Below are 22987 nucleotides of genomic sequence, written 5' to 3' on the forward strand. Positions count from 1 at the left end.
AGCTTCGCTCGAACACCGGTTCCAGGCCAGCGCGAATGATCTCCTGCTCGTCACCCTTGCTGCCGAAGGACACCCCTGAGGCGAGCACGTACCGCACAGGGACGGTGATGCTGTCGAGCGCAGGGCCTAGCTTGCACTCCCGGGCGATCTTGCCGACCTCGATGTTGCTGGCGGCCATCTGTTCTGGGGTCATCCGCGGGGTCAGACCGGTCGGGCGCAGCAGCAGCATCAACATCCGCCGGAACATCTTGGGCATCCCCTGCTCCATGGCGTCGGTGAGCCAGTCGTATGGTTGCGCGCGTTCTGGCCATGAGCTGCCCTTCCTTTATAAATTACGGCTCGACCCATATCTTGATCGTATGAGAAGGGTTGGCGAACAGTTTCCCAGTGTCCGCTGAAGGCTCCCTTACCGCGCTGCTGCCGCTTTTAACGTTTGTCCGGGTGTTCGAATAGGCCGTCAAGGTAATGGTTGACGGTTAAGGCTTCGCGGGAGGCCACTGCCGCTGATTCTCTCTGTAGAAGGGCTGAAGCGCTTTCGAGGGCAGCGCGCCGCCGTAAATCTGATCGTTGCTCCAGAATGTGGTGTCGAGACGATCCCATTGATCATCCGTCAGGGATCCGAGTGAGACGATCCGCTTCGCGGCCGTGCCTGCGTCGATGAAGCTAGGGGCAGTTCGAAGTGACTCGAACAGTCCTTCAGTGACCGCTGTGCCCAGTTCCGGCAGCGCCGAGACCCAGCTGCTGATGATGGCGGCTACCTGTGCCGGATTTTGACCGGCAGCGCTTGGCCACTGATCTCTTCCGATAAACCCGGCAGGGTCAGCGCCATAACGCACGGCATAGAAGGGCACTCTGCGGCCTCGTGCCCAACCCACCTCTTGTTGACACCAAGGGCTGGAGTTGAACTCGGGATGGATGATGGCAACGAATGCTTGCATCGAGCGGAGCGCTTGTTCGATTTGTGACTGCCAGGGCTTGCTGAAAGCCATCGTGTCATGAGCAACAAAACCATGGACGCCGACGAGGGCAAGTTCGTCTGCAACCTCCCCTACGAACTTCTTATGTTTTGCAGAGTGAGAGAGGAAGACCCGCGCATAGTTGGGCTTCCAGCCCCCATCGTTTGTAGCTGATTCCACAACGTCGGCCACCGCATCGATGTCGATATTCATGACTAGGGCATAAAGCTCGGTTAGCGTCTCGTCGGTTACGTCAGCGATTATCTCCTCCAGCGAGGGATGATCGAACTGACCGGTGAATGGCTGCAGCTTGAACTCGCGTAGCAGCACGTTGACACGGTTTGAGTCCCATTCAAGTGTTCCGAACCCTTCAAGGAGTTGGGTCTTCATGTTGAATCGGTCTTTGCGTGACAGTGCCATGAAACCAACCATAGAGGGCTGATCCGTTGGCGGATGGCTCACAGCGCACAGACCACGCTTTCACTCCAAGGGGTCGCTGGCAAGATCCGACTGCCGGACGTTAATGGTGTAGGGGTAGCGATTACTCACGGATTCGATCGTGTCGGCTACCCATGACGGCGCATCTGGTGCTACATACACGCTCTGAATGAGCGTGTTCAGGTCCACCGAGATAGGAACCACGGCAGAAGGAGATTTACTTTCGGCCTCAAGAAAAGCCGCAAGCCTGACTTCCTTCTCGTGTTCGAAGCTAAGCCGTTTGTGGACGTAAGCGTCGAAGTTGTTGTCCTCGGGAATGTAGGAACTCGTGTAGTCGACGTATTTGACGCGTGCGCCGAAGATGGGCCGAGGATCGGTGATGCTGGCGGTTAGCGAGCCCCAAGTGGATCTGACGGCAACTCCACGGCCTTCTCGTTGGTAGATGTCCCACATCGCAACCGACTCGTACTCCCCAAGGTGCCAGCAGTTTAAGTAGGCATGGTTCCGGAACCAGGACCGCATGCGAGACCGAACGGTTGAGTCCATTGCCTCAATCTCAGGTGTGAACCAGGCAGGTCGCCGTTCTCGATTGGGCGCACCATAAGCGCCTTCCCAGCGGTCAGTCATCACCTCAGCTTGCGCAAAGTGGAGTGCTTGGTTCTCGAGGAGAGATAAGTAACGGGCAAGGTCCATGTACCGCCACACCGTGGCTGTCGCGGGAGGCTGATCGGTGAAACTTTCGTGCACTGGTTGGAACGGCATCCCATGACATTACAAGCCGAGAGCAAAGGGCTTAGGGTATGGCTTGATTTCACCCAGAATGGAAGGTTTCACACGGTGGAGGGCAGAGCATCACGGCCGGGCGGGTATTCCTTGAGTTCTAGCTAGCGAGGTCAAGACGGCGTCCGAAAGCCGGTCGATCACCGTGCCCTGGGAGCCCGCCCAGACGTTCCGCGCCGTTGCTGGCTGAGCCCATGTACGTAATACCCGCACGGTGATATGCACGCTGATGGTGGGATTACTGCAACTATGTTCCTTGTGACTGGAATGAAGATCGGCTATGCCGCGTCTCGACGAGCGATCAGGACCTGACCGCGCAACGAAACGCTCTCCTTAGCCTGGGTTTGAAGAGAAGCAGATCTTCGTCGACCACGGGCTGACGGGAACGAATCGGGTGCGCCCTGGTCTCCGTGAAGCGATGGCAGCGTGCCGGGGCGGCGATACGCTCGTGGTGACCAAATTCGACCGTTTGGCACCTTCCTTTCCGATGCCAGGGATATTGCCGATGAACTGACTGCCAAAGGCGTCGTGCTCAGTCTCGGCGGCAGCACCCACGATCCAACTGATCCGGTAGGCCGGCTGCTGTTCAACGTCTTGTGGATGGTGGCCGAGTTTGAGGCGGACCTGATCCGGATGCGCACCCGTGAGGGAATGGCGGTCACCAAGGCGAAGGGGCGGCTGAAAGGCAAGCAGCCAAAGTTATCCAAGACGCAGCGGAAGCATCTGCTGACGCTGCACGACGCCGGGGAGCATACGCAGGCTGAATTGGCGGAGCTGTTCGGGATATCCCGGACTACGGTGTACCGCGAGCTTCAGCGGCGTTCCGCCTGAGGAGCGATGGGGCACCTCGTCGAGATCCAGAAACTGATCGGCGCCTTACGCGCCACCGTGTACCGCTATCTGAAAATGGGAGATGCCCAGTGAATACCGGTACCGCTACCGCTGATGAGCTTTACCGTCTGCTGTTGGACGTACAGGACAGGCTGGTATCTGATCGAGGACGACCTCCTCACGCTGGCGCGGGATGCTGAACAGGCGCATAGCACGGCGCGTAATGCCGTGGGCGTGGCCGTGCATCACTTGGATGCAGCACGGCAGGTACTGGCGGTGCTGGAAACCAGGGTGCCTGGATAATTGACGTCCCGGCCGGGCTGCTGCGGTGGCTGGGCTGAGGAAGGCTGCGGCGGTGAAGCATGACCGCAGGCCTGTGATCCACGCACGGGCCAAGGGACAGTGGGGGCTGTGGAATCCTTGGATCATGATGGCGCTGAGTTGGCAGTTGATGACGACCGGCGTCTTCGTAGGTGGCGGCAGGTTGGCGGTTCCTCCCGCGGAGATCTGGCGCACGGATCCGGTGACGCTTCGGGACGTGGTCGTGGACCGGCGGGCAATGAGCGCCAGGCTGGGGGAGTATCCGAGCCTGGAGCGGGTCTGGGCGCTGTCCCTGCTGGGCCGTGACAGGCAGGCGGTTGCCGAAGGCCGCGTGCTGCTGGCTGGTTCGGCAGACAGGTTCCGGCCCTTGCTGGTCTTGGCCCATGCCTGCCGGCGCTCACACCGGTGGCATGAGGCGGCCTTGCTGCAGGAAGAGGCCCTGCGCCTTGCTTCGTCACCAGCCCAGGAAGCTCTGGTCCGGTACGAGATCGGTGTGCGCTTCTTTGACGAAGCCCTCTACCGGGACGCGGCAGCTGAACTGGAATGGGCTTATGACCTGTACCGGGCAGCGGGCCGTGAACGCATCGCCAGGCTTTGCCTGCCGGCGCTTGAACGGGCACGGGAGGTCTTGGCCCTGTCCCCGGCTCCTTGAAACCCGCCTATCTGATGCAGCAGGGCTCTTGCCGCCCGGACACCTGCCTTTCCCAAGATCTTGTAGACCAGCTGTGCGCTGACCGACCCTTCGCCGGGCGAGGAGGTTGCGCAGGCTCGTCCTCGCCCGGCAGGAAGATGGTGGGAAGCGAAAGGCGGGACGTTGCCTGTGTCTGCTAGTAAGGGAGCTCGACGTCGAAGTTCTCAGCTGGCCGTCCTGTCAGCTGGGCTGCCTGTGCCTTCACCAAGGAGGGTATTTCGTCCAGGTTCCGGGAAGTAGCGGTTAGGGTCGGCAGTTCAATAACACCGACAACCAGCTGCCCGTCGGTAGCACTGATGATGTAGGCGGTCAGCAGCAAAAAGCACCCCCCGTTCTCCTTCTTGCTTTTCAGGCTACAGTCCTGCCGGCACCCTGGTTTAGAACTTCATGTCCTTGTTTCGGTTGCCGGCGCGGTAGGAGGGGATGCCAGGCCTTCAGGCCGGGCCCGGCCACGTGGCCAATTGATTGCCTCACTCGCGGACAGCTCGGCTAGGCCAGGGGGTGGGCGGATGTGCTCCTGGCGGGCTGGGGGTCTCTTGCGTTAGATGCTGCTGCCGAGGTTGTCTATGTGCCCTCGACGGGCCAGCTTTGAGTGATCTTGGATCCTACAATGGGACGAACCAGAAAGCGTCTTAGAGGGGACCAAGGGTGGGGAAGTTCGGGTTATCAGCTACAGAAATTGGTTCTAGGATCGGCGCAAGCCCTATGGAAGTGAATCGCCTATTGAAGGACCAGGGGTTCCTCTACGGGGAGCCGGGGGCTTATGGCCTCACCTCAAAGGGTGAAGAGTTCGGCATTCAACGGTCCCATGACAATGGGTACGGTGGATACGCAGCGCGGTCTTGGGAGACGACCCATTTCGACCCCAGCATCACGGACGTCATTGATGCTTCGCCGGAAAAGCTAGCGAAAGTGCGGTCTGACATCTCCGCAGACAAGCAAGCACAGAGAGCGGCGAGGAAAGTTGCGCAGGCCGAGGGGGACGCGAACTTCCATGCATTCGAGGCCAAAAAGCCGGCGGCCGCAACCCCAGGGGAAATTGACCCGCAAAAAGCACTGCTCCTAGCTGCCGGCGCACTGGCGGTAGGCCTCACAGCCAAGGGTGTACAGAAGTGCGTCGGATGGTACAAGCGCCACAGGGCCGAGAAAGCGGAGCAGGCAGAATCCGAGCCGAGTGATTCGACCGGTCCTGAAGGGAACTAGCTCTCCTGTCTGCATTGCCGCATGGTGTTGACCTGTGAAGTTTGCCGGTAAATGGCGCACGTTTTGGCATAACATCTGGGACGTTCAAATTACGTGGAGCAAGGCGGATCGAGCTGCTGGGTGAGTGTCCCGCATGGTCCTGTCCCAGTTCCAAAAAAGTGGGACACGTTTGGCGATTGAAAGGGTGGGTCCCCGATAGGGCTCTTCCACCGGACAAGTCATTGCTGAGATGACGCTGTTTCGGGCCACCTGAGGAAGTGATTGTCCTGAAGCAGCCATAGGCTCATGTTCATGGATTTGGATAGCGCATTGGCAACCTTTGACAAGGTGGCGGTCAATCTGGAGAAGCTAGAGAAAATTTGGGATCGAGCCAGACCTTATGTACCCAGTGGCCCTCAACTCGGCAATGTCCCGGAGTACACGACTCTTGCTCGCAACTGGGACGACCTACTTCCTGGTCTACTTCCGATCGAGGGGTGGAGAATCACCGAGAGCCTGCCTGACATTGACGCTCTTGGACAAGCTTTCATGGATTACGGAGATATCGCAGAGCTTCCACGAGGAGCATGGGCCGAGGCGGAACGACCCGGCGAGGAGCTTGCGAAGTATCGCCATCTTCTTGATCGAGCAAGACGTCGGGTTATTGCCTCACGCCTAACAGAGTTGACTGACCAGGTTTCTCGGCTGATAGAGAAGATTATTCTCGGTATTCCAACCCTTGATGAGTGGAACGCGGCTCCTCTAGGTCCACGAGTCCGCATTGACACACCAGAAGTAGACGAGATAGAAAACTGCCTGGCCGAGATTGAGCGTCTGTTGGGCCAAACCGTCGAGCGGACGGGACGGTGGGGTGATCTGAATCGACACCTCCGCTTCGGAGAGGTCCACGATTGGCACGACATTTCAGCTCTGGATTGGCCGTCGGTGCTAGTGGATATTGAGGCAGCGAAGGTTGGTGAAGCGGACCCTATCCCTGTCCCCGACATCGACTTAGGTGAGATTGGAAAAGCTGAGCTGACTGGTCAAGCGACGACGGCATTAAGTTGGACGGTGTTGAATCCCGACGGCTTCGAGCGGCTCCTTTTCGATATCCTTCGTGATCTTGAGGGCTACCAAAACATCGAGTGGTTAATGAAAACGAACGCCCCAGATCGAGGACGTGACATCTCACTTCAACGGGTGATTCCCGATTCTTCCGGCTCGATCAGAACTGAGCGTGTAATCGTACAAGCGAAGCACTATACGTCGAAATCAGTAGGCCCGAGCGACATCCACGCTTCTCTTGCGAGCCTATCCATGTGGGAACCCCCAGTGGTCCGATCACTAATCATTGCAACCAGCAGCCGCTTCAGTAGTGACGCGGTGGCAATCGCCGAGAAGCACAACGAGAACGGCCTTCGACCCCATATAGAACTCTGGGCGGACAGCAAGCTGGAAACCTTGCTGTCCCAGAGGCCGAAGCTAGCGATCACTTACGAGCTTAGGTCATGAGCCTGGCCCAAAGGCGTCGTGAACGGTCAGTGTAAATTTTGGGAGATGCCCCTCCCCGGAATATCCGTCCTGTCTGAGCGTCTTGGAATCGATCTCGGTCCCGGTGTTTGGGCAGTCTTCCTTGTACGGCTCATAGTATTGAGACGAGCAATGAGTCATTTTGCGAGCCATTTTGCGCGTCCCATGCTCAACAGCAGCCGCTGCCGTGTGTTCTCAGTTTGTTTGGGGCATGCACTAACAAGAAAGTTGCACGAATGCACGGTTCCCGCGTTGGACGTCGACCATGAGCGCAACGGGTCCAAGGCCCCAACTGCAGTACGTCGTCCGAACTTGTGTCCCTGGCGACTTTGCTGAAGTAGTAGGACTGGGCGACAAGTACAAGGCGTCTCTCGGTCTTATGCGGTATGAGGCCTTCCGGGAGTACCTCGAAGCAGGAACGGTTTTTGGGGTCTATGCCGACGGTGAGCTATGCGCCTACGCTCTCTTCGCGCTTCCGCGCCGCGAGATCCGCTTGGCCCACCTTGTTGTTGAGGAAGCACACCGGGGCCAAGGTCTGGCGGCCATGCTTGTGGAAAGCATCCGAACGAAGTACTCGGATTTGCAAGGCATCTTTGTACGGTGTCGGCCGGACTGGGACGCGAACGCCATGTGGCCGCATCTAGGGTTTGTCCCCATGGCATCGCTGAAAGGCCGAGCAGCAAATGGTTCGGAGCTAACCTCTTGGCGACTGGACTTTGGCCATGGCGACTTATTCTCGGCCCAGGTTGAAGAGACAACCGCCCTGAAGGTCGTTTTAGATACAAATATTATTCTCGACCTTAAGCTTCCGAGAAATGGCGAGGAAAGCCAGGTTCTGGAGGCGCCGTGGTTAGCGGGCGAAGTCCTCTTCTGTACGACCAACGGGGTTCAGAACGAAGTAAACCAAATTCCAAACCAAGAGGACAGGAAACGCATTCTCTCCACGGTCAGCACCTATGCAAACCTGTACCGGCGTGAGCATGAACCCTTGGTGAAAGAGAAATTTGGGGAATGGATCGCCAGCATTCCTTCGTCAGAGTTGGATCAGGACCCGAGCCTCAGAAAAGACTGCCGACTAATTGCTGAGGCCGCAATTGCCGGGGCAGATGTGTTTGTAACGAGGGACCAACAGGCCGCACGGACCTTTGGTCCACTTGCTGCTTCGCTTGGTACGCGAGTGCTGTCGCCAACGGAGCTGGTTGTGCATGTGGATGAGTTACAACGCTCTGTGTTTTATGCTCCCGTTCAAATCCAAAACACTGCGGTCAGCATCTCAGAAGCTGCCGCAGGATCTGTCGAAAACCTACACGGGTTCCTCAATACGGGAGTGGGAGAGAAGCGAGCAGCATTCCGCAGACGCATAAGCGAGAGTGTGAGGAGTGATCAGGACCCGACGCGACGGAGGCGCTTGATCTACATGGGAGACTCCTCTGAACCCGCCGCGCTCCTCGCCACTAGTCAAGATGAGGCAACTGGCAGCCTGAACGTGCCGATGTTTCGGATAGCACGCGGAAAAATGACGCAGGCATTGACGCTGCAACTCCTCTATCTGCTTCGCTCCGAGGCCCGTGGCCTGAAGCTTCCGCACATTCACATAACTGATCCCGCTGTGGGGCCCGATCCCCGAGTCCAACAGTCCTTCCAAAGAGACGGCCTGTGGCAGACAAACCATGGCTGGTCAATGCTCGCAATTGAAGCCTGCGGTCCGTGGACTGAAGTTCAGCGGGCGGCATTGGTTGCTGCCCAAACGGGTGGAGTAGTTTCAGGCCCGTTCATGCAGATGCTGGACGGATCAGACGTCACGACTAACCCGCAAGCCGCCGCTGAAATAGAGAGATTGCTTTGGCCGGCCAAAATGACCGATAGTACATTGCCGACTTATATTGTTCCGATCCGTCCTACCGCCGCTAGCCAGTTGCTTGGTCATGATTTGACCTTGTTTGACCGACCGGCGGAGCTTGGCTTGAGCAGACGACACGTCTATTACAAGTCCAGAAACTACGTACCGAAGGCCCCTGGTCGCATCCTCTGGTACGTGAGCACGGCTCAGCTCATTTTAGGCTGTTCTCGACTTGTCAGTACCAGGGTAGGTACACCAACCAACCTCTACGAGAGATACAAGTCCTTCGGGGTATGGAACATCCAAGACGTGCGACAGGCTGCTGACCATCAGGGACTGGCTGCGGCGTTGATCTTCGCTGATACGGAGATCTTTGACAGACCGGTCACCTATCATCGAGCGGTGGACATTGCCTCCATGGAGGGAATTTCTCTAGGAACCCTGCCGGGAGCAAGGCCCGTCCCGACGGCGCTATTTGATCAAATTTATAGAGAAGGAACGCGTTATGACGCAGCATCAGTTGGTTAGGGAGCCCGCCCGCAGCGCAGTTCTAATCTCGATCCGATCCTCGTTTGTGGAGGCCATATTTTCAGGGGAAAAGACAGTGGAACTGCGACGCCACGCCCCGAAGGTAGCAATGGGAACCCCTATGGTTGTGTACTCCTCGGGACGAGACATGGCCATTCGTGGGTACGCCGTGATCGGCCAGATTCTAGCCTCGGACCCCGATAGCCTATGGGAGCTCGTGGGCCAGGAAACGGGCTTATCGAGGGCAGAATACGATGCTTATTTTGCGGGAGCAGAACGAGCGTATGCGATTCCCTTGGAAAGCATCTCTGAGGGAAAACAACAGGTTTCTTTAGCCGACATGAGAGCCGAGCATGGCTTGGAACCGCCACAGAGCTGGCGTTATTTAGGCATGGAATCTTTTGAACGAATCCGCAAGGCTGTGTCGGCGGCATAGCGGAGGGAGCTGGCATAATCCGGTCCTGCGCGCCTAAACATCTTGAAGGCCGTAGCATCACCTGATCAGAGGATGCGGGTTTTGAGTGAAGTTAGCTCGACGTGATTCACCTCGTTCTTATCCGGAGAAACAAGCACACTGAACTCGATGTCACCGGCACCGTCCACTGCGACGAGGGCGTAGTGGTCGTTGAAGTCTGCTTGCAGGGCATAGATTGCGGAATCTGAGTTGGACTCGGCAGCGTAATAGTCCCCTTTATCCATATACCCATCCACGGTGACGGTGAAGGGTGCTGCCATGTGGATCAGCTGTGCGCCATCCCGGAACTTCTCAATCAGCTTCCAAGTCATGAGGTCAGTGAGCGGGTCTACATGATAGATCGTTGGATTCTCCAGCTGAGCGGGAATCCATTCGGGCCTAGAGAAGTCGCCATCCTTCGTGTGGTGTTCCAAGGTCGAAGCGACAAGTTCCCCACACTCAAGGAGCAAGACTTCTCGAAGAAGCTCATCCAGGTCGGCCTTCGGGCTGTATCGCGGTGGGTAGCCCGACGTGGCTTTTTCTTGAGGATCTGCATTGGTTTCGTCTGCACTGCCCCGGCCCCCTGTGCTCAATCGCTCCTTCTCGGATGACGACGTAACTGACTGGTTATCCTCCTCAAGCAGCTTCTCTATCAACACGAATGCCGCAGTCAGATTCTCGCAATAACTCAGGTTGATGGCAGGCACGCTTCTAGACAAATCTTCACGGAGATCGTCATGTAACAATCCTTTCGATGCGAAATCTCGAGTGTTGTTGGATACAAAAATGAGATGCTCGTGGGCTGCGACTTGCCGCGCGCACTCCAAAGTGGTGGCCCATATCAAGGCGTCACGATATCCCTTACCGGACTGTCCAAAAGGCTTGCGCTGGCTCAGATCCCAGCTCAGTAGCTCTGCGTGCCCGATAAGTGGAAGCGCTGCAATCCTGCCCCCGATTCCAGCAATACGCGCGCGGAGCTTGTTTTCATAGTCGTGTTCCGTCTGAGAGATTCGGACAAGTTCCGCAGCATTCAGACCTACCGAGATGCCCAGCTGTCCTAAAGCGCGCTCAGTCTTCCGCAGACTCGGGATCGTTTTCTTGATCGCGGCCTCGTATGCCTCATTGTGGTGACGAACAGTCTCCTGAATTACTACTTCAGGCACCAGCCACTCGACCCGGTTACTCCGGATCTCCGTCGACAGCTTTGACCACCGAGCATCCTTTAGCGCGTATGCGTTATGAAGTTCAGTGGAGTCCGTGATGATGATGAAGCGTTTCGGCGATCCAGACGACATGTCCATCCGTCGATCTTAGGCATCAACCCTAATTCCCCGTGGACTGGAGGTCGAGATGCGTTGGAGATCTCTTAGAGGAGCACCGGCTGAGATGGGCCTTGGCTGTCGCATTCCTTGACCAAGGTGATCTGAAAGCATTCACGCTCATCAGCCACCACTGTTGCATGCATCGGTAACGGCAGTGATGCCTAACCCATGAAAAGATTCGTGGCCTTCTCCTGAGATGAGCGCCATGCGGGGGGAATCACCAGGTCAATGTAACAACCGCGCTGTTCAGGCGAAGACACCATTGCACGGCCCGGACGAACGATTGAGGGCAGCAGGGGCCGCAAATGTCCTATCCGAAGCAGGAGATGAAGGCCGTTTCTATAACGCAGCAGGCACCGAGCCCAGACCGTCCCGCTGGGGAACCCGGACCCGTCCGATAGGTCCTGGAGGCGCGGAGCGCGGTCCCCTTCTTTGACTGTCCTCTATGGAAGACTGTCTGGGTGCTAGATGTGCTTCGCGGAGACGATACGAACGATTTGAGAAAGGCCCGCGGGGCTTTCTTCACCCCTTCACCAGTGACCGATTACATTGCGAGCTGGGCTATGACCCATGGCACAACCCGTGTGCTGGAGCCTTCCTGCGGCGAAGCGGCGTTCCTCGTCTCCGCTGACAAGTTCGCCAAGGCACGAGAACTTCCCCCGGTGAGCTACTCCGGGGTGGAACTGTTCGAGACATCCGCCCGATTCGCGGAGATGATCCTGGCAGATGCCGGAATCGAAGCACACGTCCATGTCAGCGATTTTTTCAGTGTTATTCCAAACCCTGTACACGACTGCGTGATCGGAAACCCTCCTTACATCCGGTACCAAGAGCACACGGGGGAATCCCGTGAGAGATCACGGGCCGCAGCTGCCGCAGCCGGCGTAGGCCTAAGCGAGCTGGCCTCGAGTTGGGCCGCCTTCGTTGTTCACTCCGCACAGTTTCTTCGGCGCGGTGGTCGATTGGGACTCGTACTGCCGGCGGAGCTGTTATCGGTTAATTACGCAGCACCTGTCCGCAGGTTCCTCCTGGAAAGCTTCAAAAAGGTCGAGCTCGTGCTGTTCAGCGAACGAGTTTTCCCGACCGTTCAAGAAGAAGTTGTTTTGCTGCTGGCTGAAGGGTTCCAGGAAGGACCCACTGACCGTTTCGCGCTCTTCCAAGCGGAGAGTGTCCAGGACTTGTCCTCCATGGACGCGCCGAGTACCTGGATCCCCGGGGCTGCAGGGGAAAAATGGACGGCATCCATGGTTGGTCCTCGAGCGAGGACCATCTACGACGCCTTACTCTCAGGTACTGGATTTTCCGTCCTTCATGACTGGGGAGAGACCTCGCTCGGTGCGGTGACAGGAAATAATTCCTTCTTCGCACTCACTTGGGACCAGGTGAAAGAACGCGGACTCAACAGAAATGACCTCGTACGGATTTCCCCCCCGGGCAGTCGGCATCTGCGGGGCCTGGAATTGAGCGCACGGCGGTTGCGTCAGCTCAGCGAGGAGGGAAAGGCGACCTACTTGTTCCGTCCGGCAGGGGCCCCGTCACCCGCGGGAGAGGACCTCATCCGGGAGGGTGAAGCGGATAGGGTCAACGACGCCTACAAGTGTCGTGTCCGTTCCCCCTGGTGGAGGGTTCCCCTGGTGTCCATTCCGGACCTGTTCCTGACATATATGAATGCCGATACGCCGCGCCTGACGACCAACAACGCAGGAGTGCACCATCTCAATTCAGTTCACGGCGTGTACTTCCGTCTGGAACACAGGGAACTTGGGCGCGAGCTCTTGCCGATTGCGTCCATTAATACACTGACCATGTTGGGTGCTGAGACAGTGGGGCGAGCCTACGGGGGAGGGATGCTGAAAATCGAGCCCAAAGAAGCGGATCTGTTGCCTGTTCCAAGCCCAACTCTTGTCGCTGCGCAGGCAGAAGCCCTCCATGCGATCCGTTCACGCGTCGCATCCGCTCTGCGTAACGGTGACCTACCACAAGCCGTCGAGCTAGTCGATGACGTTATCCTCAAGTCCGGTCTGGGCCTTGCCGATTCCGACATCAAAGAACTCAAATCAGCCCAGTCCGCCCTGTACAGCCGGCGCAAGGCACGATCCAAGCCGGTCCTCCGTGGCTAGTCGCGACGCTTTTTCAGATTTTGACGCAATACTAGCCGGGGCGTCAACGACAAGTCCCTGGCAGCATCAGGCGGCTGGGCAGCAGCCGCTATTTGTACCGGACTATAGCCTGTTATGCAGCCTCCTGGCCGTGCCTTTGGCAGCCGGAGATAAGTCTCAGAGTGGCCGATTCGCTAAAGCCATCGACTCCTGGTTCGCACATGAATTGAGGCGGGCAGGGTTTGGACCTGATGAAGTGTGGCCACGGGCAAACCGGCCGCGAGTAGTGTCCCAGGACGTCATGGCACTCTTGGACAAGCTTCCCCGCAACCTGGCCACGGAAGTTAGGGAGTCCATCGTGTCGAGGGGCCTTGGCGCGGCGGACGCCAGAATTCTTGGGCGCGCCTACGTAAAGCAAGTCGATGTCGCTATTGCGCGGTGGGACCGCGGCCCCGAGCTGATTCTTTCAACCAAGGCCATGAGTTCATCGTTCGGGAAGAACCTTTCGAACCGCTTTGAAGAAGCCTACGGTGATGCCGGGAACCTCCGCGGAAGATACCCTTTGGCTGCTGTTGGATTCGGCTTCGTGCAACGAGGGACCATCGTGCAGGACGAACCTGGGGCCTTTGCCCGGACCGTTGACATGATGCGGAAACTCCGCGACCGTGGGGACGGAAACGGTTATACAACTACAGCCCTGGTCTTGGTGGATTGGGACGATGACGATCCTGCCGGCACGGCCAGACTTGTCGAGGAACAGGTCCCTGAGGACCTTGCAGCCGCACAGTTCATGAGGGCCCTCATAGAAACGATTTTGGAAGCCACACCCATCGATGAGCATGTACGCGTTCGAGAGCTCTACGAAAACCGCAGTCTGCCAGTCGAAGAAGCCGCCCTGCCGTTAGAACCCAACTGAACAAGTCCCAGGTGCGGGCTGTTCCCAGCGTCAGAGCGGCCAGTATCGGCGGCGAAACCAGGCCCTGCCATACCACTAGGCAGGATGCCCTCAATTGTCAGTGAGCGACTCAAGCAACCATCGCTCCGAGAGGGGATCACGGCGTAGCTCGAAGGTCCGGGGTGCCGAGGTTGAGGCTCCGAGACGAACCTGCACACGCCAGTGTTCAATATCGACGACGTTCCCAACGCCTACGGGCACGTTATGGCGGGTTTCCCACCATGAGTCCCTGGTGAACCAGTGGACGGGTTCTTCGGTGACGGCCCAGATGCGTCCGTCGTAGCGGACGGCCAGGGGAGTGCCGGCCTTGGTGAAACGGACGTCCACCGGGGCATTGAGGGTTGGTGCTTCTGGGGTGATGGTCATGTGCTTGTTGTCTTCCTGGGTGGTGCAGAGGGCTGGTCAGGCGGCTTTGACGAGGGGGAGTTCATCCCAGTGCGTGGTGTATCTGGGGGAGAGCATGTCCCGTTTCATGGTCCAGTCCGGCCCGCCCCGGATCCCGCCGTGGCCCAGGCCGATGGACCCGCGGCCGTACCGTCGGGTGACGTCTTCGAGCAGGGTTCCGATGTGGCGTTCTTCGTGCGGGTTTTCGAATAGTGACAGGGGTGCCTGGTTGCCGTTGGGGCGCAGGTCGGTGACCATGATCCCGGCCCTGGCGTACCGGACGCCCTCGACAATCCGGGGCAGAAGGGCGTGGCCGGCTTTGGTCAGGATCACCGGGTCCGCGGTGGGCATCGGCAAGGGCACGCAGACGGAGGGGTAGGAGGTGTCGTTGGGGTTGAAGTGCGAGGTGCCGGCGAACGCGGTGAGGACCTTGGCCTGCAGCCCGTGTTTGGCCAGGCGTGCCGATGCCTGCTGCCCGTACACGCTCATCACCTGCCGGATCCCCGCCGCGGTGGTGATGGGTTTGGCGAAGGACCGGGAGAAAATCAGCTGGTCCCGCCCGATCCGTTCTTCCTCCATGGGGATACAGGGGGTCCCCTGCAGTTCCAGGACGGTACGCATCATCACGACGGAGAACTTGTCCCGGATCTTGACCGGGTCGGCCTGGACCAGGTCGGCGATGGTGAAGATGCCCATCACGTTCAGCCGCCGGGTCAGTCGTCCGGCGATGCCCCAGACTTCCTCGACGGACAGCCGGCCCAGCAACGCCTCCCGCTCCGGGGCGGGGACGGAGTCCCAAGGGCACACCCCGCCGAAGGCCTTGTTGTTTTTTCCCCACTTGTTGGCCAGCTTCGCCAGCGTCTTCGTCGGCGCTATCCCAACGCAGACCGGCACGCCGACATTCCGCCGGACCGCGGCCTTCATAGACCGGCCCATGGCCAGCAGCTCGGCCGGGGTGCCTTTGACGCCGAGGAAGGCTTCGTCAATGCTGTAGACCTCCAACCAGGCCGAGTACCGGCCCAGCAGCTCCATTACCCGGGCGCTGAGATCCCCGTACAGCTCGTAGTTGCTGGAAAGCGCGACGAGGCCCCATTCCTTCGCCTGCGGGGCGAGCTTGAACCACGGCTCACCCATGCCGATGCCCAGGGCTTTGGCTTCGGGGGAGCGGGTGACCGCGCACCCGTCATTGTTGGACAGCACGATCACGGGCCTGCCCTCCAGGGACGGGTTGAAGGCCCGCTCCGCGGAGGCGTAGAAACAGTTCACGTCCACGTGCGCGATCTGCGGCATGTGCCGCATCAACGCCGGCTTAGACATGACAGGCCCCCTAAATGTGATGCAAGCAACGGACAGCCGTTCCCCAAATGGTCAGGTCGGACAGGGCCGGGACTTCGATGTCCGGGTACGCGGGGTTCTCCGCCTGCAGCATCACCCCTGTCGGGGTGATCCGCAGCCGCTTGATCGTCAGCTCTCCGTCCAGGACCGCGACGACCACCGCCCCGTCACGTGGCTCCAGCGCCCGGTTCACGATCAGCTCGTCCCCGTCGCTGATCCCGGCCCTTCCATCGACTCCCCAGACACCCGCACCACGTATGTGCTGGTGACGTCCTTGATCAGGTGCGCATTCAGGTCGATCCGGCCATCAAAGTAGTCCTGTGCCGGCGACGGAAACCCCGCCGCAACCCGCACCGGAGACACCAGCACCGACAACAACGAAACACCCGCATCTATCACACGAGGACCGACAACAACGCCCACAACACACCTTTATTCGAATATATGTTCGATTTAATCAGTGTACGCGCCAGGGCTGACAATGCGTCTTCCGCCATGTTGCACTGGCCGCAGGATGTGCGCGCTGATCCCGGGTCGGGGCCGCTGCCCACAACCGGGGACAATTCTTTCCCGGGTTATCCACCGCTACGGCTGCCGAAGGGAGCTTCCCAATGGCTCCCAAGAATATTCAGCCGTGGATAACCCGAATTGACCCCAATCGTGAACAGCGGTAGCGCTACTAGGTGCCGGGAGGCCTGGGGAGGGCCCGCACCTGGTGTGCCCTTCCGCGCCGAAGTCCGTGGTGAAGGTTTCGCATGCGGGGTCAGGACAGGCGGCGGAATCGACCGGGCTGGATCTGAACGAGGATGGGCAGCGCCAGTTGGGTGGGGTACTCGCCGATCGGTTCATCGAGCAGCTCATTAATGGAGGTCTGCCCTTCCAGTTCCCCGGACTTATTCCTTTCCACAGTCTGACCCTAGGCGGCACGACAGCCTCGGGCCCTGAAACACGCGGTTAGCTAACTGTTGGCATTCTCTGCCCGGACGTTCCTGAGGATTGCCGCCAGGCCGCGCACGGCCGCGGGGTCTTCCTCCCAGCGCCGCCCGTTGCGTGAACAGGCGTGCATCCCGGTGACGCCGGAGCCTTCGGCTGCTTCGGCGAGCTCGGCCCAGGCGTCCTGTAACTCTGCAAACTGCTCAGGCGTTAACGGCTCAGGCACTGCCGGGTCAATGACGACCGTTGAAACAGCCGTCTCGCCGGCTACTGCCGGGCGTCTCCCGAAAAAGCTTCGCAGCCCCATACCCTGCCCCTCTGAAATAGATGTCCCGCCAGGAGGAAAACTCCCCCGAGTTCCGCTTCGACTGGCGAGACGCTCCTACGCTACCAACGCCGACGGGATCCTCCAGAAGAAAGAGCGGGCCCGCATTCTAAGGAATGTGGGCCCGCTGCTTTGCAAACATCCTGCTGCTTACACCTTCGAGCATCCCACATAAGGAAGTTGCGGTGAAGTTTTAGGTCCGCCGTCACCGGCCAACTGGGGGGAGTGGCCGATGACGGAGGACGCTCTCATTTTACGCTCTCCAAGGCTGGTTTCCGCTGCGCTTCAACCAGTTGAGGGGCGTCCGCTGGCGCGGCCGGCTGTTGGGTCCAGGGCGCGCCGTCGCAAAGCTCCGGACCCCCTGGACCTGTCTTGTTGACGACGTCTTTTGGCTGCTGTCCTTCGGATTGTACGTGTCCGCTCCGGCCCGTCCAGCCCCTCCTTCGTCGGGGCCTGCGGTGCGGAATTCTTCGACGGCGCTCCTTCGTCGCTGATTTCCTTACGAAGATTTCCGCCCCTTGCCCTTCGGGTGGACGGGCCTCCGTCGGCCACAGCTCCGCAAGCTTCGCCAGCAGCCAAAAAACAACGGGGGGAGAAGGGGAGCTGGCCGGTCACCACACACCGCCCCACCCACCCACGCTTCTCGGACAAGAAGGAACAACACCATGAACGCAGTAACAAGGAAGACCGTGACCCTGGCCGACACCGGGGAAGCCATCGACGGGATGTCCGTGCTGGGCGATTACCACATGAACGGCGGCTACGACTGGATGGACCTCATCGAACAGCACGGCTGGACGGTGCTCTCCAGCTGGGGCTGCGATGGCTGGGACCTGGGCCAATGGCCCTACGTCATGGTCGCGGCCACCCGGACCGCTGACCGGATCGGGAACCTGTTCGGCGTTGCCACGTACTGCGAGGGTGACGTGACCTGCACCTACTACCGGACCAAAGCCCGGCAGTGGGACGCCATCACCGAACAGGCATTTTTCCACTGGAAGAACGGGCAGGCCCAAGGCCCGGACGACCTGCCCGAAGCCGCCGCCGAGCTCCCCAGCCGGTACCGCATGCCCTACACCGTCCACGCCGCCTAACCAGCACTGACAACCGCTGTACTGCCCGGCCCGGGCCGGGCAGTACAGCACCCCAACGCCTTCAAAGGAGCCAGCACATGAACAACGCCACCACCACCCCCAAAGGCATCACCGCCCTGATCTACCGCGACGCCCTGGGCACGAACTTCTCCAACCGGGGAATCTCCGCCCACGTCATGGAAGTAACCGTCATCGGCGAGGACATCGACCCGGTCTTCGAAGCGACCGAGGAACGGCCCGCCGTCCGGCTCGTCAAAAACGAGCACTTCCACCGCGAAACCGTGGTCCACGCCGAGCCCGCCGCCCCGAAAGGTGAACCTGCCCCGTGGTACATGTTCGGCGGCACCTTCATCTTCAGCAGCGACGCACGGTTCCGCCGCGCAGCCGGACACTATGGAGCGGTTCCGCTGCACGACCGCCGCGAATAGCGCAACGTGGTGGCCGGTCTTGCGGGGCCGGTCACCGCCGGGCGGTCCGCCGTCGTGGCCGGCTTTCGCTGGTGGTCGCCAGCGGCGGACCGCCATTCGCCAGGATCGGGTGCCTGGTCGGCGCCGCCGGCGGCAGGCCGGGGCTGCCGGTGCCGTTGGGTTCGCCGATGGCCGGGGAGGGTGTTCGCCAGGGCTCACACCGATAAGGGCGTCCGCTGGCGCGGCCGGCTGTTGGGTCCAGGGCGCGCCGTCGCAAAGCTCCGGACCCCCTGGACCTGTCTTGTTGACGACGTCTTTTGGCTGCTGTCCTTCGGATTGTACGTGTCCGCTCCGGCCCGTCCAGCCCCTCCTTCGTCGGGGCCTGCGGTGCGGAATTCTTCGACGGCGCTCCTTCGTCGCTGATTTCCTTACGAAGATTTCCGCCCCTTGCCCTTCGGGTGGACGGGCCTCCGTCGGCCACAGCTCCGCAAGCTTCGCCAGCAGCCAAAAAACAACGGGGGGAGAAGGGGAGCTGGCCGGTCACCACACACCGCCCCACCCACCCACGCTTCTCGGACAAGAAGGAACAACACCATGACTGAAAAACTGACCATCACCGGTTCCGCTGACCTGATCGCCGCCGTCCCGCACCTGCTGGGCAACCGGCCCAAGGAGTCATTTGTCGTGCTGACGACACGCCTCGGCTTCCTTGGCGCCAGCCTACGCATGGACGCACCGGCAGCGTCCACCCCGCTGGACTACGCGCAGATGATGACCACCTACGCCGCCAACGACGACAAGGCAACGGGGTCCTTTGTGATCGTTTACACCGACGAGAAACCGGCCTACGGCTTCCCCTACGCGGCGCACGTCCTCGCCCTCAGCACCGAGCTGGCCACCGCACGTATGCCCGTCAAGAGGGTCCTGTTGGTGACGGGCACCCACTGGGCAACCTACGGTACCGCGGAAAAGAACTCACTGGATGAAATCCGCGACAGCAACGCCAACGTCACGCTGACCTATTTCGGGTCCGCCCCGAACATCGAGGTGTACAACCCTGAATTGCTTGGCGATTGGGCGCCCCCAGTCGAAACACCGGAAGGCAGCGACGAGGACCTGCGTGGCGCCTGCGGGATGTGGGCCGCCGAACTGTACGACGACGGTACACCGGACATGGATACCGCCCGGCAGCTGGCGGCGGCATTCCAGCACCGGCACATCCGGGACTACCTGTTCCGGGACACCATCACCACCCACAACGGCAACTTCGGCGACGCGCTGATGGGCAAGTTCACGGCCCGTCCCGACTGGGACCGCGTGGACCGGGCCGAGGCTGTCGCGTTCGAACTGATGAAGGTTGTACCGGCCGGGCAGCGCGCACCGATGCTGACCCTGATGGGCTGGCTTCAGTGGCTCAAAGGCAGCGGATCCCAAGCGGACCGCTACCTAAAGCTCGCTGCCGAGGACGTTCCAGACTTCCGCCTGGCAGTGCTGTTGCGGGAACTGATCAACCGCGGCTACATCGCCGATGCCGCCATGGACCCTGAACAGTCCTACAAGCGCCGCCTGCTCTAACCGCAAAGGCCGGGACGGATCACCTGCAGGGTATCCGGCCCGGCTTTTTGCGGTGGCGGGGCGGCCTCCCCCGCTTCGCTCCGCCGGCCGCCGACCACGCTGACGCGGGCGCAGCGCCACACCCAGTAAGCGTTCAGGATCCTGGACTACAGTGGGCACAACCACTACAACGGGAGGGCGCGCACTGTGGGACACGAATACATCCTGACCGAGGACGACCAGCCCGCTGCCGACGCCAGCCTGGCCGAAGACATCATTGAACTGCAGCTGCTCACAGCCGGCCAAACAACCGGGCCCGTCGACGTTGGCCACGCCCAGGAACACCACAACTTCTAACACCCAGGCAGCAAGGACGCTGCACCACAAGTTTCCTTTGTCCGAGGAAAAACCGCGAAAGGCCGGCCCCGTGCCGGCCTTTCGTCATGTCCGTGCCATTCCGGATCTCCATCGCCACAACATCACGGCCGCCACACTGTTGAGCACCGCGATGAAAACATCGCCCCCAGCAGGCCGGCCAATGGCCAGGTCCACGGCCACCAGCACCAACGATCCAACCGCGGTGACAGTGAACACCACCACCAGGATCCGCAGCACACCACTTGGGTGGCCAAGACGCGGCGCCGGATCAGTCATGCCCCCACCCTAGGGCCCCAAAGGCGTGCGGGATAGGGGCATCGGCCGGCACGACACCGTCGTTTGAACCACACCAGCTGAGGTGAAGGGCATGCTCGAAGGGCTCGCACTGGTTTGCGCTCCCGCTTCAACCAGGTAGCGGGCGTCCGCAGGCGCGGCCGGCTGTCAGGGCCAGGGTGCGCCGTCGCAGAGCTCCGTCACCCCCTGGCGCTGTTGTTTACATGTTCCGGGCCGGTGGACACGCCCACGCCCAGGAACACCGCAACTTGTAGCACCAGACAGCAATAACGCTGCACCACAGGTTGCCTTTGTCCGAGGAACACCAAGAGTCGGCCCCAATTACGGTGCCGGCTCTTTGGCGCCCCTAAATACCTGTGGAGGATTGATCCCTTAAGGACGATAACGATCCGCCGGCGTTAAATAACACCAACTGTGACACTCGCCTGATCGATAGGTAAGACGAGCGGACTGCGGCCACTTGCTACGCGGATTTTGAGAGTCGGGCGAGCAACTCGTCCTGATCTTTCCGGGCTGCCTTGGTGCGCCGGTCGAGTTCAGGGTCCTGCAGACGTTCCGCGGTGTAGGCGTCGATGGCAGCCCTTAGCTGATCAGCGAGGGTGGTGGCGTCCAGGAGGGCAAGGCTGGTGCAGAAGTCGATGGTGCGTTGTTCCAGCCTCAACGTGACTTGCTTCTCGCTGCGCATGTCGCGGGGTGCGGTTCGGTCTGGATCCTTGGGAGTGCTGGGTTCTCCGGCAAGGAGTGAGGAAAAACCTTGACGGTAGCGCTCTACTGCGGCTTCAACCTTCGCCGGCAGTTCGGCATCCTTGAGTCGCTGCTTGATGTAGGCGTCCGAAGCAAGGCGTATCTGCTCGGCCACAGTCGTTTCGTCGATAACGGCCAGTGCGGTGATAAGTCCCAATCGTGCGTCGTCAAGCCGCACGTTTGCTGGTCGTTCCGCACGTCGTGGTTCTGCAGAGCGGGAACTCTGGGGACGGCGCGAGGCAACGTTGTGGACTTTCGGCATTTCGAGCCTCCATTTAGTGGGCCAATGACTAACGCGTCGACCCCATTGCAGATGCTGGCAGATCGACGCGATGCCCACACAGTACCACCGTTTGTAATCGAAATACAAGAGTTCAAAAATACATGATTGTGACTTACATTTGGCTATTAGCGGCGCGCGCGTGCCGTGCCCCCAACCGCCACCAGGAGGCACGTTGTGAAAGCACCACGAGATCATCACGATCACGACCCCACGTCAACACTGCATCGCCTTCTCCGGGAGGTCAGCATGATTCTGCACCGGCGGCTGCCGGAAGCAGTTGCGATGGGCCAATATCCAGCTGAGAACACTGTTATGGACCTCGATGACGAGTTCTACTTACGCAACATGCCGGAGCATGACCGGTGGAGCCACCTGAAACGCTTGATCGAGGCGGCTGACCCCCGTGAGCACCAGGAAGGCGGGGACCAAACCAAGAACGACGTCGCAGCCCATCTCTTGATCGGCACAGACCTGAAAGCTCTCATTGCTGGATCCGTTGTCGTCGGCGAGGAAGCATCAAAGCCCGACTGGGCAAGGTTCCGAGCGGCACCCCCGGGAACATTCGTGTGGGTGCTGGATGCTATCGACGGCAGCGCCCTCCAGGACACTGTTGGTTTCGGCTACTCAGCAAACGTTATTCTCTACCGGAAGCTGGACGGAAAACCGGAAGAGCCGCTCCTGATGGTCACGGTAACGTCATCATCGACGATGACAGGCTGGCTCTACACAGGCCAGGTCGGAGCCTCCCACCTCAACGCCGTGGACCCGCACACCGGTGAGCCGATGATCCTTGAACTGCTGGAGCCGGTCAAACCCTTGGCTCAGGTCCGGCAGGGCTGGGTAGCCGTCGTAGCCGCTCAGGCGAAAGATCGCGCCAGAGTTCGTACTCTCTTCGAGACCGACCTCAGCATTATGACTCTCGGCGGCGCGCCGGCCCTCCCAGGGCTACTCCTTGAAAGGTTGGCCGCCGTTGTTATACCGAGCCCCCAAACGAGGCATGACGCCCCGCTGTTGCCCTTGGCGTCACACATGGGTATGCACTTCATTGATATCGAAAGGTGCGAGTTCTACTCAGATGCTGAAATTAGGTCCTTCTTCGCCGGCGTTGTTCCTCCATATCACCCCAACTACAAGCCCGTTCCGGCCATGGTAGTTTCGCGAGACCCGCTCTTCGGCATGGAGCTGGCACACCGCATCCGCGCCGGCTGGGAAGCCGACGGGAGAGGGAAAGCTAGCTAAAGTCCCGGCAAAGAAAATGCACGGCGAGGGCCCCCCGCGGGGCCTTTTGGTTGTCCGGTCTTACCTGGTTTACGGGGGGCGGGAAGACCA

22 protein-coding genes and 3 pseudogenes are annotated in these 22987 nt (G+C 60.0%); 14 read left to right on the top strand and 11 right to left on the bottom strand.

Annotation, left to right across the window (positions count from 1 at the left end; genetic code table 11):
* The 3 genes and pseudogenes from ACFVYC_RS14455 to ACFVYC_RS14465 all read right to left on the bottom strand — a co-directional run.
* A pseudogene (locus ACFVYC_RS14455) lies at positions 1 to 256 on the bottom strand (alpha/beta hydrolase); the annotation flags it as partial.
* Between the two features lie 220 nt (positions 257 to 476).
* On the bottom strand, positions 477 to 1376 hold the full coding sequence (locus ACFVYC_RS14460; RefSeq protein ID WP_387551224.1) for a toll/interleukin-1 receptor domain-containing protein: 900 nt from the start codon (positions 1374 to 1376) through the stop codon (positions 477 to 479).
* Positions 1377 to 1436: 60 nt separating this feature from the next.
* Positions 1437 to 1940: a DUF2971 domain-containing protein gene (locus tag ACFVYC_RS14465; protein WP_387551227.1), complete on the bottom strand. Its 504-nt coding sequence runs from the start codon at positions 1938 to 1940 to the stop codon at positions 1437 to 1439.
* 501 nt (positions 1941 to 2441) lie between these two features.
* Between ACFVYC_RS14465 and ACFVYC_RS14470 the strand changes: the two are divergent.
* The 7 genes and pseudogenes from ACFVYC_RS14470 (at position 2442) to ACFVYC_RS14500 (ending at position 9533) form a co-directional block, all read left to right on the top strand.
* Positions 2442 to 3005: pseudogene (locus tag ACFVYC_RS14470) on the top strand (recombinase family protein).
* 114 nt (positions 3006 to 3119) lie between these two features.
* A complete protein-coding gene (locus tag ACFVYC_RS14475; RefSeq protein ID WP_387551230.1) occupies positions 3120 to 3308 on the top strand; it encodes a hypothetical protein in 189 nt (62 codons plus the stop codon).
* Between the two features lie 124 nt (positions 3309 to 3432).
* Positions 3433 to 3978: a hypothetical protein gene (locus ACFVYC_RS14480; RefSeq protein ID WP_387551233.1), complete on the top strand. Its 546-nt coding sequence runs from the start codon at positions 3433 to 3435 to the stop codon at positions 3976 to 3978.
* A gap of 744 nt (positions 3979 to 4722) precedes the next feature.
* Positions 4723 to 5220 carry a hypothetical protein gene (locus ACFVYC_RS14485; RefSeq protein WP_387551236.1) on the top strand — a complete coding sequence of 166 codons (498 nt, stop codon included), beginning with the start codon at positions 4723 to 4725 and terminating at the stop codon, positions 5218 to 5220.
* Positions 5221 to 5511: 291 nt separating this feature from the next.
* Positions 5512 to 6711 (top strand): restriction endonuclease, encoded by a 1200-nt coding sequence (locus ACFVYC_RS14490; RefSeq protein ID WP_387551239.1) that lies wholly within the window; start codon positions 5512 to 5514, stop codon positions 6709 to 6711.
* A gap of 283 nt (positions 6712 to 6994) precedes the next feature.
* Complete coding sequence (locus ACFVYC_RS14495; protein WP_387551242.1) at positions 6995 to 9097, top strand: GNAT family N-acetyltransferase; 2103 nt, start codon at positions 6995 to 6997, stop codon at positions 9095 to 9097.
* Positions 9075 to 9533 (top strand): hypothetical protein, encoded by a 459-nt coding sequence (locus ACFVYC_RS14500; RefSeq protein WP_387551245.1) that lies wholly within the window; start codon positions 9075 to 9077, stop codon positions 9531 to 9533. Before ACFVYC_RS14495 ends, ACFVYC_RS14500 begins: the two co-directional genes overlap by 23 nt.
* A gap of 65 nt (positions 9534 to 9598) precedes the next feature.
* On the opposite strand, the gene ACFVYC_RS14505 is transcribed toward ACFVYC_RS14500, so the two are convergent.
* Complete coding sequence (locus ACFVYC_RS14505; RefSeq protein WP_387551248.1) at positions 9599 to 10852, bottom strand: PIN domain-containing protein; 1254 nt, start codon at positions 10850 to 10852, stop codon at positions 9599 to 9601.
* A gap of 491 nt (positions 10853 to 11343) precedes the next feature.
* Here ACFVYC_RS14505 and ACFVYC_RS14510 point away from each other — a divergent pair, with 491 nt between their 5' ends.
* Together ACFVYC_RS14510 and ACFVYC_RS14515 are read left to right on the top strand one after the other, a co-directional pair.
* A complete protein-coding gene (locus ACFVYC_RS14510; protein ID WP_387551578.1) occupies positions 11344 to 12993 on the top strand; it encodes a class I SAM-dependent DNA methyltransferase in 1650 nt (549 codons plus the stop codon).
* 280 nt (positions 12994 to 13273) lie between these two features.
* A complete protein-coding gene (locus ACFVYC_RS14515; RefSeq protein WP_387551251.1) occupies positions 13274 to 13888 on the top strand; it encodes a hypothetical protein in 615 nt (204 codons plus the stop codon).
* A gap of 90 nt (positions 13889 to 13978) precedes the next feature.
* Here ACFVYC_RS14515 and ACFVYC_RS14520 read toward each other — a convergent pair whose 3' ends face one another.
* The 5 genes and pseudogenes from ACFVYC_RS14520 to ACFVYC_RS14540 form a co-directional block, all read right to left on the bottom strand.
* On the bottom strand, positions 13979 to 14293 hold the full coding sequence (locus ACFVYC_RS14520) for a hypothetical protein (RefSeq protein ID WP_387551254.1): 315 nt from the start codon (positions 14291 to 14293) through the stop codon (positions 13979 to 13981).
* Positions 14294 to 14329: 36 nt separating this feature from the next.
* Positions 14330 to 15628, bottom strand: a complete 1299-nt coding sequence (locus ACFVYC_RS14525) for a Y-family DNA polymerase (RefSeq protein ID WP_387551257.1) — start codon at positions 15626 to 15628, stop codon at positions 14330 to 14332.
* A gap of 10 nt (positions 15629 to 15638) precedes the next feature.
* Positions 15639 to 16069 (bottom strand): annotated as a pseudogene (locus ACFVYC_RS14530) (LexA family protein).
* 340 nt (positions 16070 to 16409) lie between these two features.
* Complete coding sequence (locus ACFVYC_RS14535; RefSeq protein ID WP_387551259.1) at positions 16410 to 16553, bottom strand: hypothetical protein; 144 nt, start codon at positions 16551 to 16553, stop codon at positions 16410 to 16412.
* Between the two features lie 51 nt (positions 16554 to 16604).
* On the bottom strand, positions 16605 to 16886 hold the full coding sequence (locus ACFVYC_RS14540) for a hypothetical protein (RefSeq protein WP_387551261.1): 282 nt from the start codon (positions 16884 to 16886) through the stop codon (positions 16605 to 16607).
* A 683-nt stretch (positions 16887 to 17569) separates the two neighbouring features.
* On the opposite strand from ACFVYC_RS14540, the gene ACFVYC_RS14545 reads away from it, so the two are divergent.
* The 4 genes from ACFVYC_RS14545 (at position 17570) to ACFVYC_RS14560 (ending at position 20316) form a co-directional block, all read left to right on the top strand.
* Complete coding sequence (locus tag ACFVYC_RS14545; RefSeq protein ID WP_387551264.1) at positions 17570 to 17998, top strand: hypothetical protein; 429 nt, start codon at positions 17570 to 17572, stop codon at positions 17996 to 17998.
* 77 nt (positions 17999 to 18075) lie between these two features.
* Positions 18076 to 18426, top strand: a complete 351-nt coding sequence (locus ACFVYC_RS14550) for a hypothetical protein (protein ID WP_387551267.1) — start codon at positions 18076 to 18078, stop codon at positions 18424 to 18426.
* 573 nt (positions 18427 to 18999) lie between these two features.
* On the top strand, positions 19000 to 19980 hold the full coding sequence (locus ACFVYC_RS14555; protein ID WP_387551270.1) for a DUF4192 family protein: 981 nt from the start codon (positions 19000 to 19002) through the stop codon (positions 19978 to 19980).
* Positions 19981 to 20166: 186 nt separating this feature from the next.
* Positions 20167 to 20316 carry a hypothetical protein gene (locus ACFVYC_RS14560; protein ID WP_387551273.1) on the top strand — a complete coding sequence of 50 codons (150 nt, stop codon included), beginning with the start codon at positions 20167 to 20169 and terminating at the stop codon, positions 20314 to 20316.
* A gap of 84 nt (positions 20317 to 20400) precedes the next feature.
* On the opposite strand, the gene ACFVYC_RS14565 is transcribed toward ACFVYC_RS14560, so the two are convergent.
* Entirely contained in the window at positions 20401 to 20613 is a 213-nt protein-coding gene (locus ACFVYC_RS14565) for a hypothetical protein (RefSeq protein ID WP_387551275.1), read from the bottom strand.
* A gap of 481 nt (positions 20614 to 21094) precedes the next feature.
* Positions 21095 to 21532, bottom strand: a complete 438-nt coding sequence (locus tag ACFVYC_RS14570; RefSeq protein ID WP_387551278.1) for a hypothetical protein — start codon at positions 21530 to 21532, stop codon at positions 21095 to 21097.
* A gap of 438 nt (positions 21533 to 21970) precedes the next feature.
* On the opposite strand from ACFVYC_RS14570, the gene ACFVYC_RS14575 reads away from it, so the two are divergent.
* Positions 21971 to 22897: a hypothetical protein gene (locus ACFVYC_RS14575; protein ID WP_387551281.1), complete on the top strand. Its 927-nt coding sequence runs from the start codon at positions 21971 to 21973 to the stop codon at positions 22895 to 22897.
* The last annotated feature ends 90 nt before the right edge of the window (positions 22898 to 22987 follow it).

The organism is Pseudarthrobacter sp. NPDC058329 (assembly GCF_042879835.1).
GTDB lineage: Bacteria > Actinomycetota > Actinomycetes > Actinomycetales > Micrococcaceae > Arthrobacter.

Excerpts from the sequence above, each read along its gene's own strand:
- ACFVYC_RS14460 (WP_387551224.1), bottom strand. The coding sequence starts at position 1,376 with ATGGCACTGTCACGCAAAGACCGATTCAACATGAAGACCCAACTCCTT.
- ACFVYC_RS14465 (WP_387551227.1), bottom strand. The coding sequence starts at position 1,940 with ATGGACTCAACCGTTCGGTCTCGCATGCGGTCCTGGTTCCGGAACCAT.
- ACFVYC_RS14475 (WP_387551230.1), top strand. The coding sequence starts at position 3,120 with ATGAGCTTTACCGTCTGCTGTTGGACGTACAGGACAGGCTGGTATCTG.
- ACFVYC_RS14480 (WP_387551233.1), top strand. The coding sequence starts at position 3,433 with ATGATGGCGCTGAGTTGGCAGTTGATGACGACCGGCGTCTTCGTAGGT.
- ACFVYC_RS14485 (WP_387551236.1), top strand. The coding sequence starts at position 4,723 with ATGGAAGTGAATCGCCTATTGAAGGACCAGGGGTTCCTCTACGGGGAG.
- ACFVYC_RS14490 (WP_387551239.1), top strand. The coding sequence starts at position 5,512 with ATGGATTTGGATAGCGCATTGGCAACCTTTGACAAGGTGGCGGTCAAT.
- ACFVYC_RS14495 (WP_387551242.1), top strand. The coding sequence starts at position 6,995 with ATGAGCGCAACGGGTCCAAGGCCCCAACTGCAGTACGTCGTCCGAACT.
- ACFVYC_RS14500 (WP_387551245.1), top strand. The coding sequence starts at position 9,075 with ATGACGCAGCATCAGTTGGTTAGGGAGCCCGCCCGCAGCGCAGTTCTA.
- ACFVYC_RS14505 (WP_387551248.1), bottom strand. The coding sequence starts at position 10,852 with ATGGACATGTCGTCTGGATCGCCGAAACGCTTCATCATCATCACGGAC.
- ACFVYC_RS14515 (WP_387551251.1), top strand. The coding sequence starts at position 13,274 with ATGGCACTCTTGGACAAGCTTCCCCGCAACCTGGCCACGGAAGTTAGG.
- ACFVYC_RS14520 (WP_387551254.1), bottom strand. The coding sequence starts at position 14,293 with ATGACCATCACCCCAGAAGCACCAACCCTCAATGCCCCGGTGGACGTC.
- ACFVYC_RS14525 (WP_387551257.1), bottom strand. The coding sequence starts at position 15,628 with ATGTCTAAGCCGGCGTTGATGCGGCACATGCCGCAGATCGCGCACGTG.
- ACFVYC_RS14540 (WP_387551261.1), bottom strand. The coding sequence starts at position 16,886 with ATGGGGCTGCGAAGCTTTTTCGGGAGACGCCCGGCAGTAGCCGGCGAG.
- ACFVYC_RS14545 (WP_387551264.1), top strand. The coding sequence starts at position 17,570 with ATGAACGCAGTAACAAGGAAGACCGTGACCCTGGCCGACACCGGGGAA.
- ACFVYC_RS14550 (WP_387551267.1), top strand. The coding sequence starts at position 18,076 with ATGAACAACGCCACCACCACCCCCAAAGGCATCACCGCCCTGATCTAC.
- ACFVYC_RS14555 (WP_387551270.1), top strand. The coding sequence starts at position 19,000 with ATGACTGAAAAACTGACCATCACCGGTTCCGCTGACCTGATCGCCGCC.
- ACFVYC_RS14565 (WP_387551275.1), bottom strand. The coding sequence starts at position 20,613 with ATGACTGATCCGGCGCCGCGTCTTGGCCACCCAAGTGGTGTGCTGCGG.
- ACFVYC_RS14575 (WP_387551281.1), top strand. The coding sequence starts at position 21,971 with ATGGACCTCGATGACGAGTTCTACTTACGCAACATGCCGGAGCATGAC.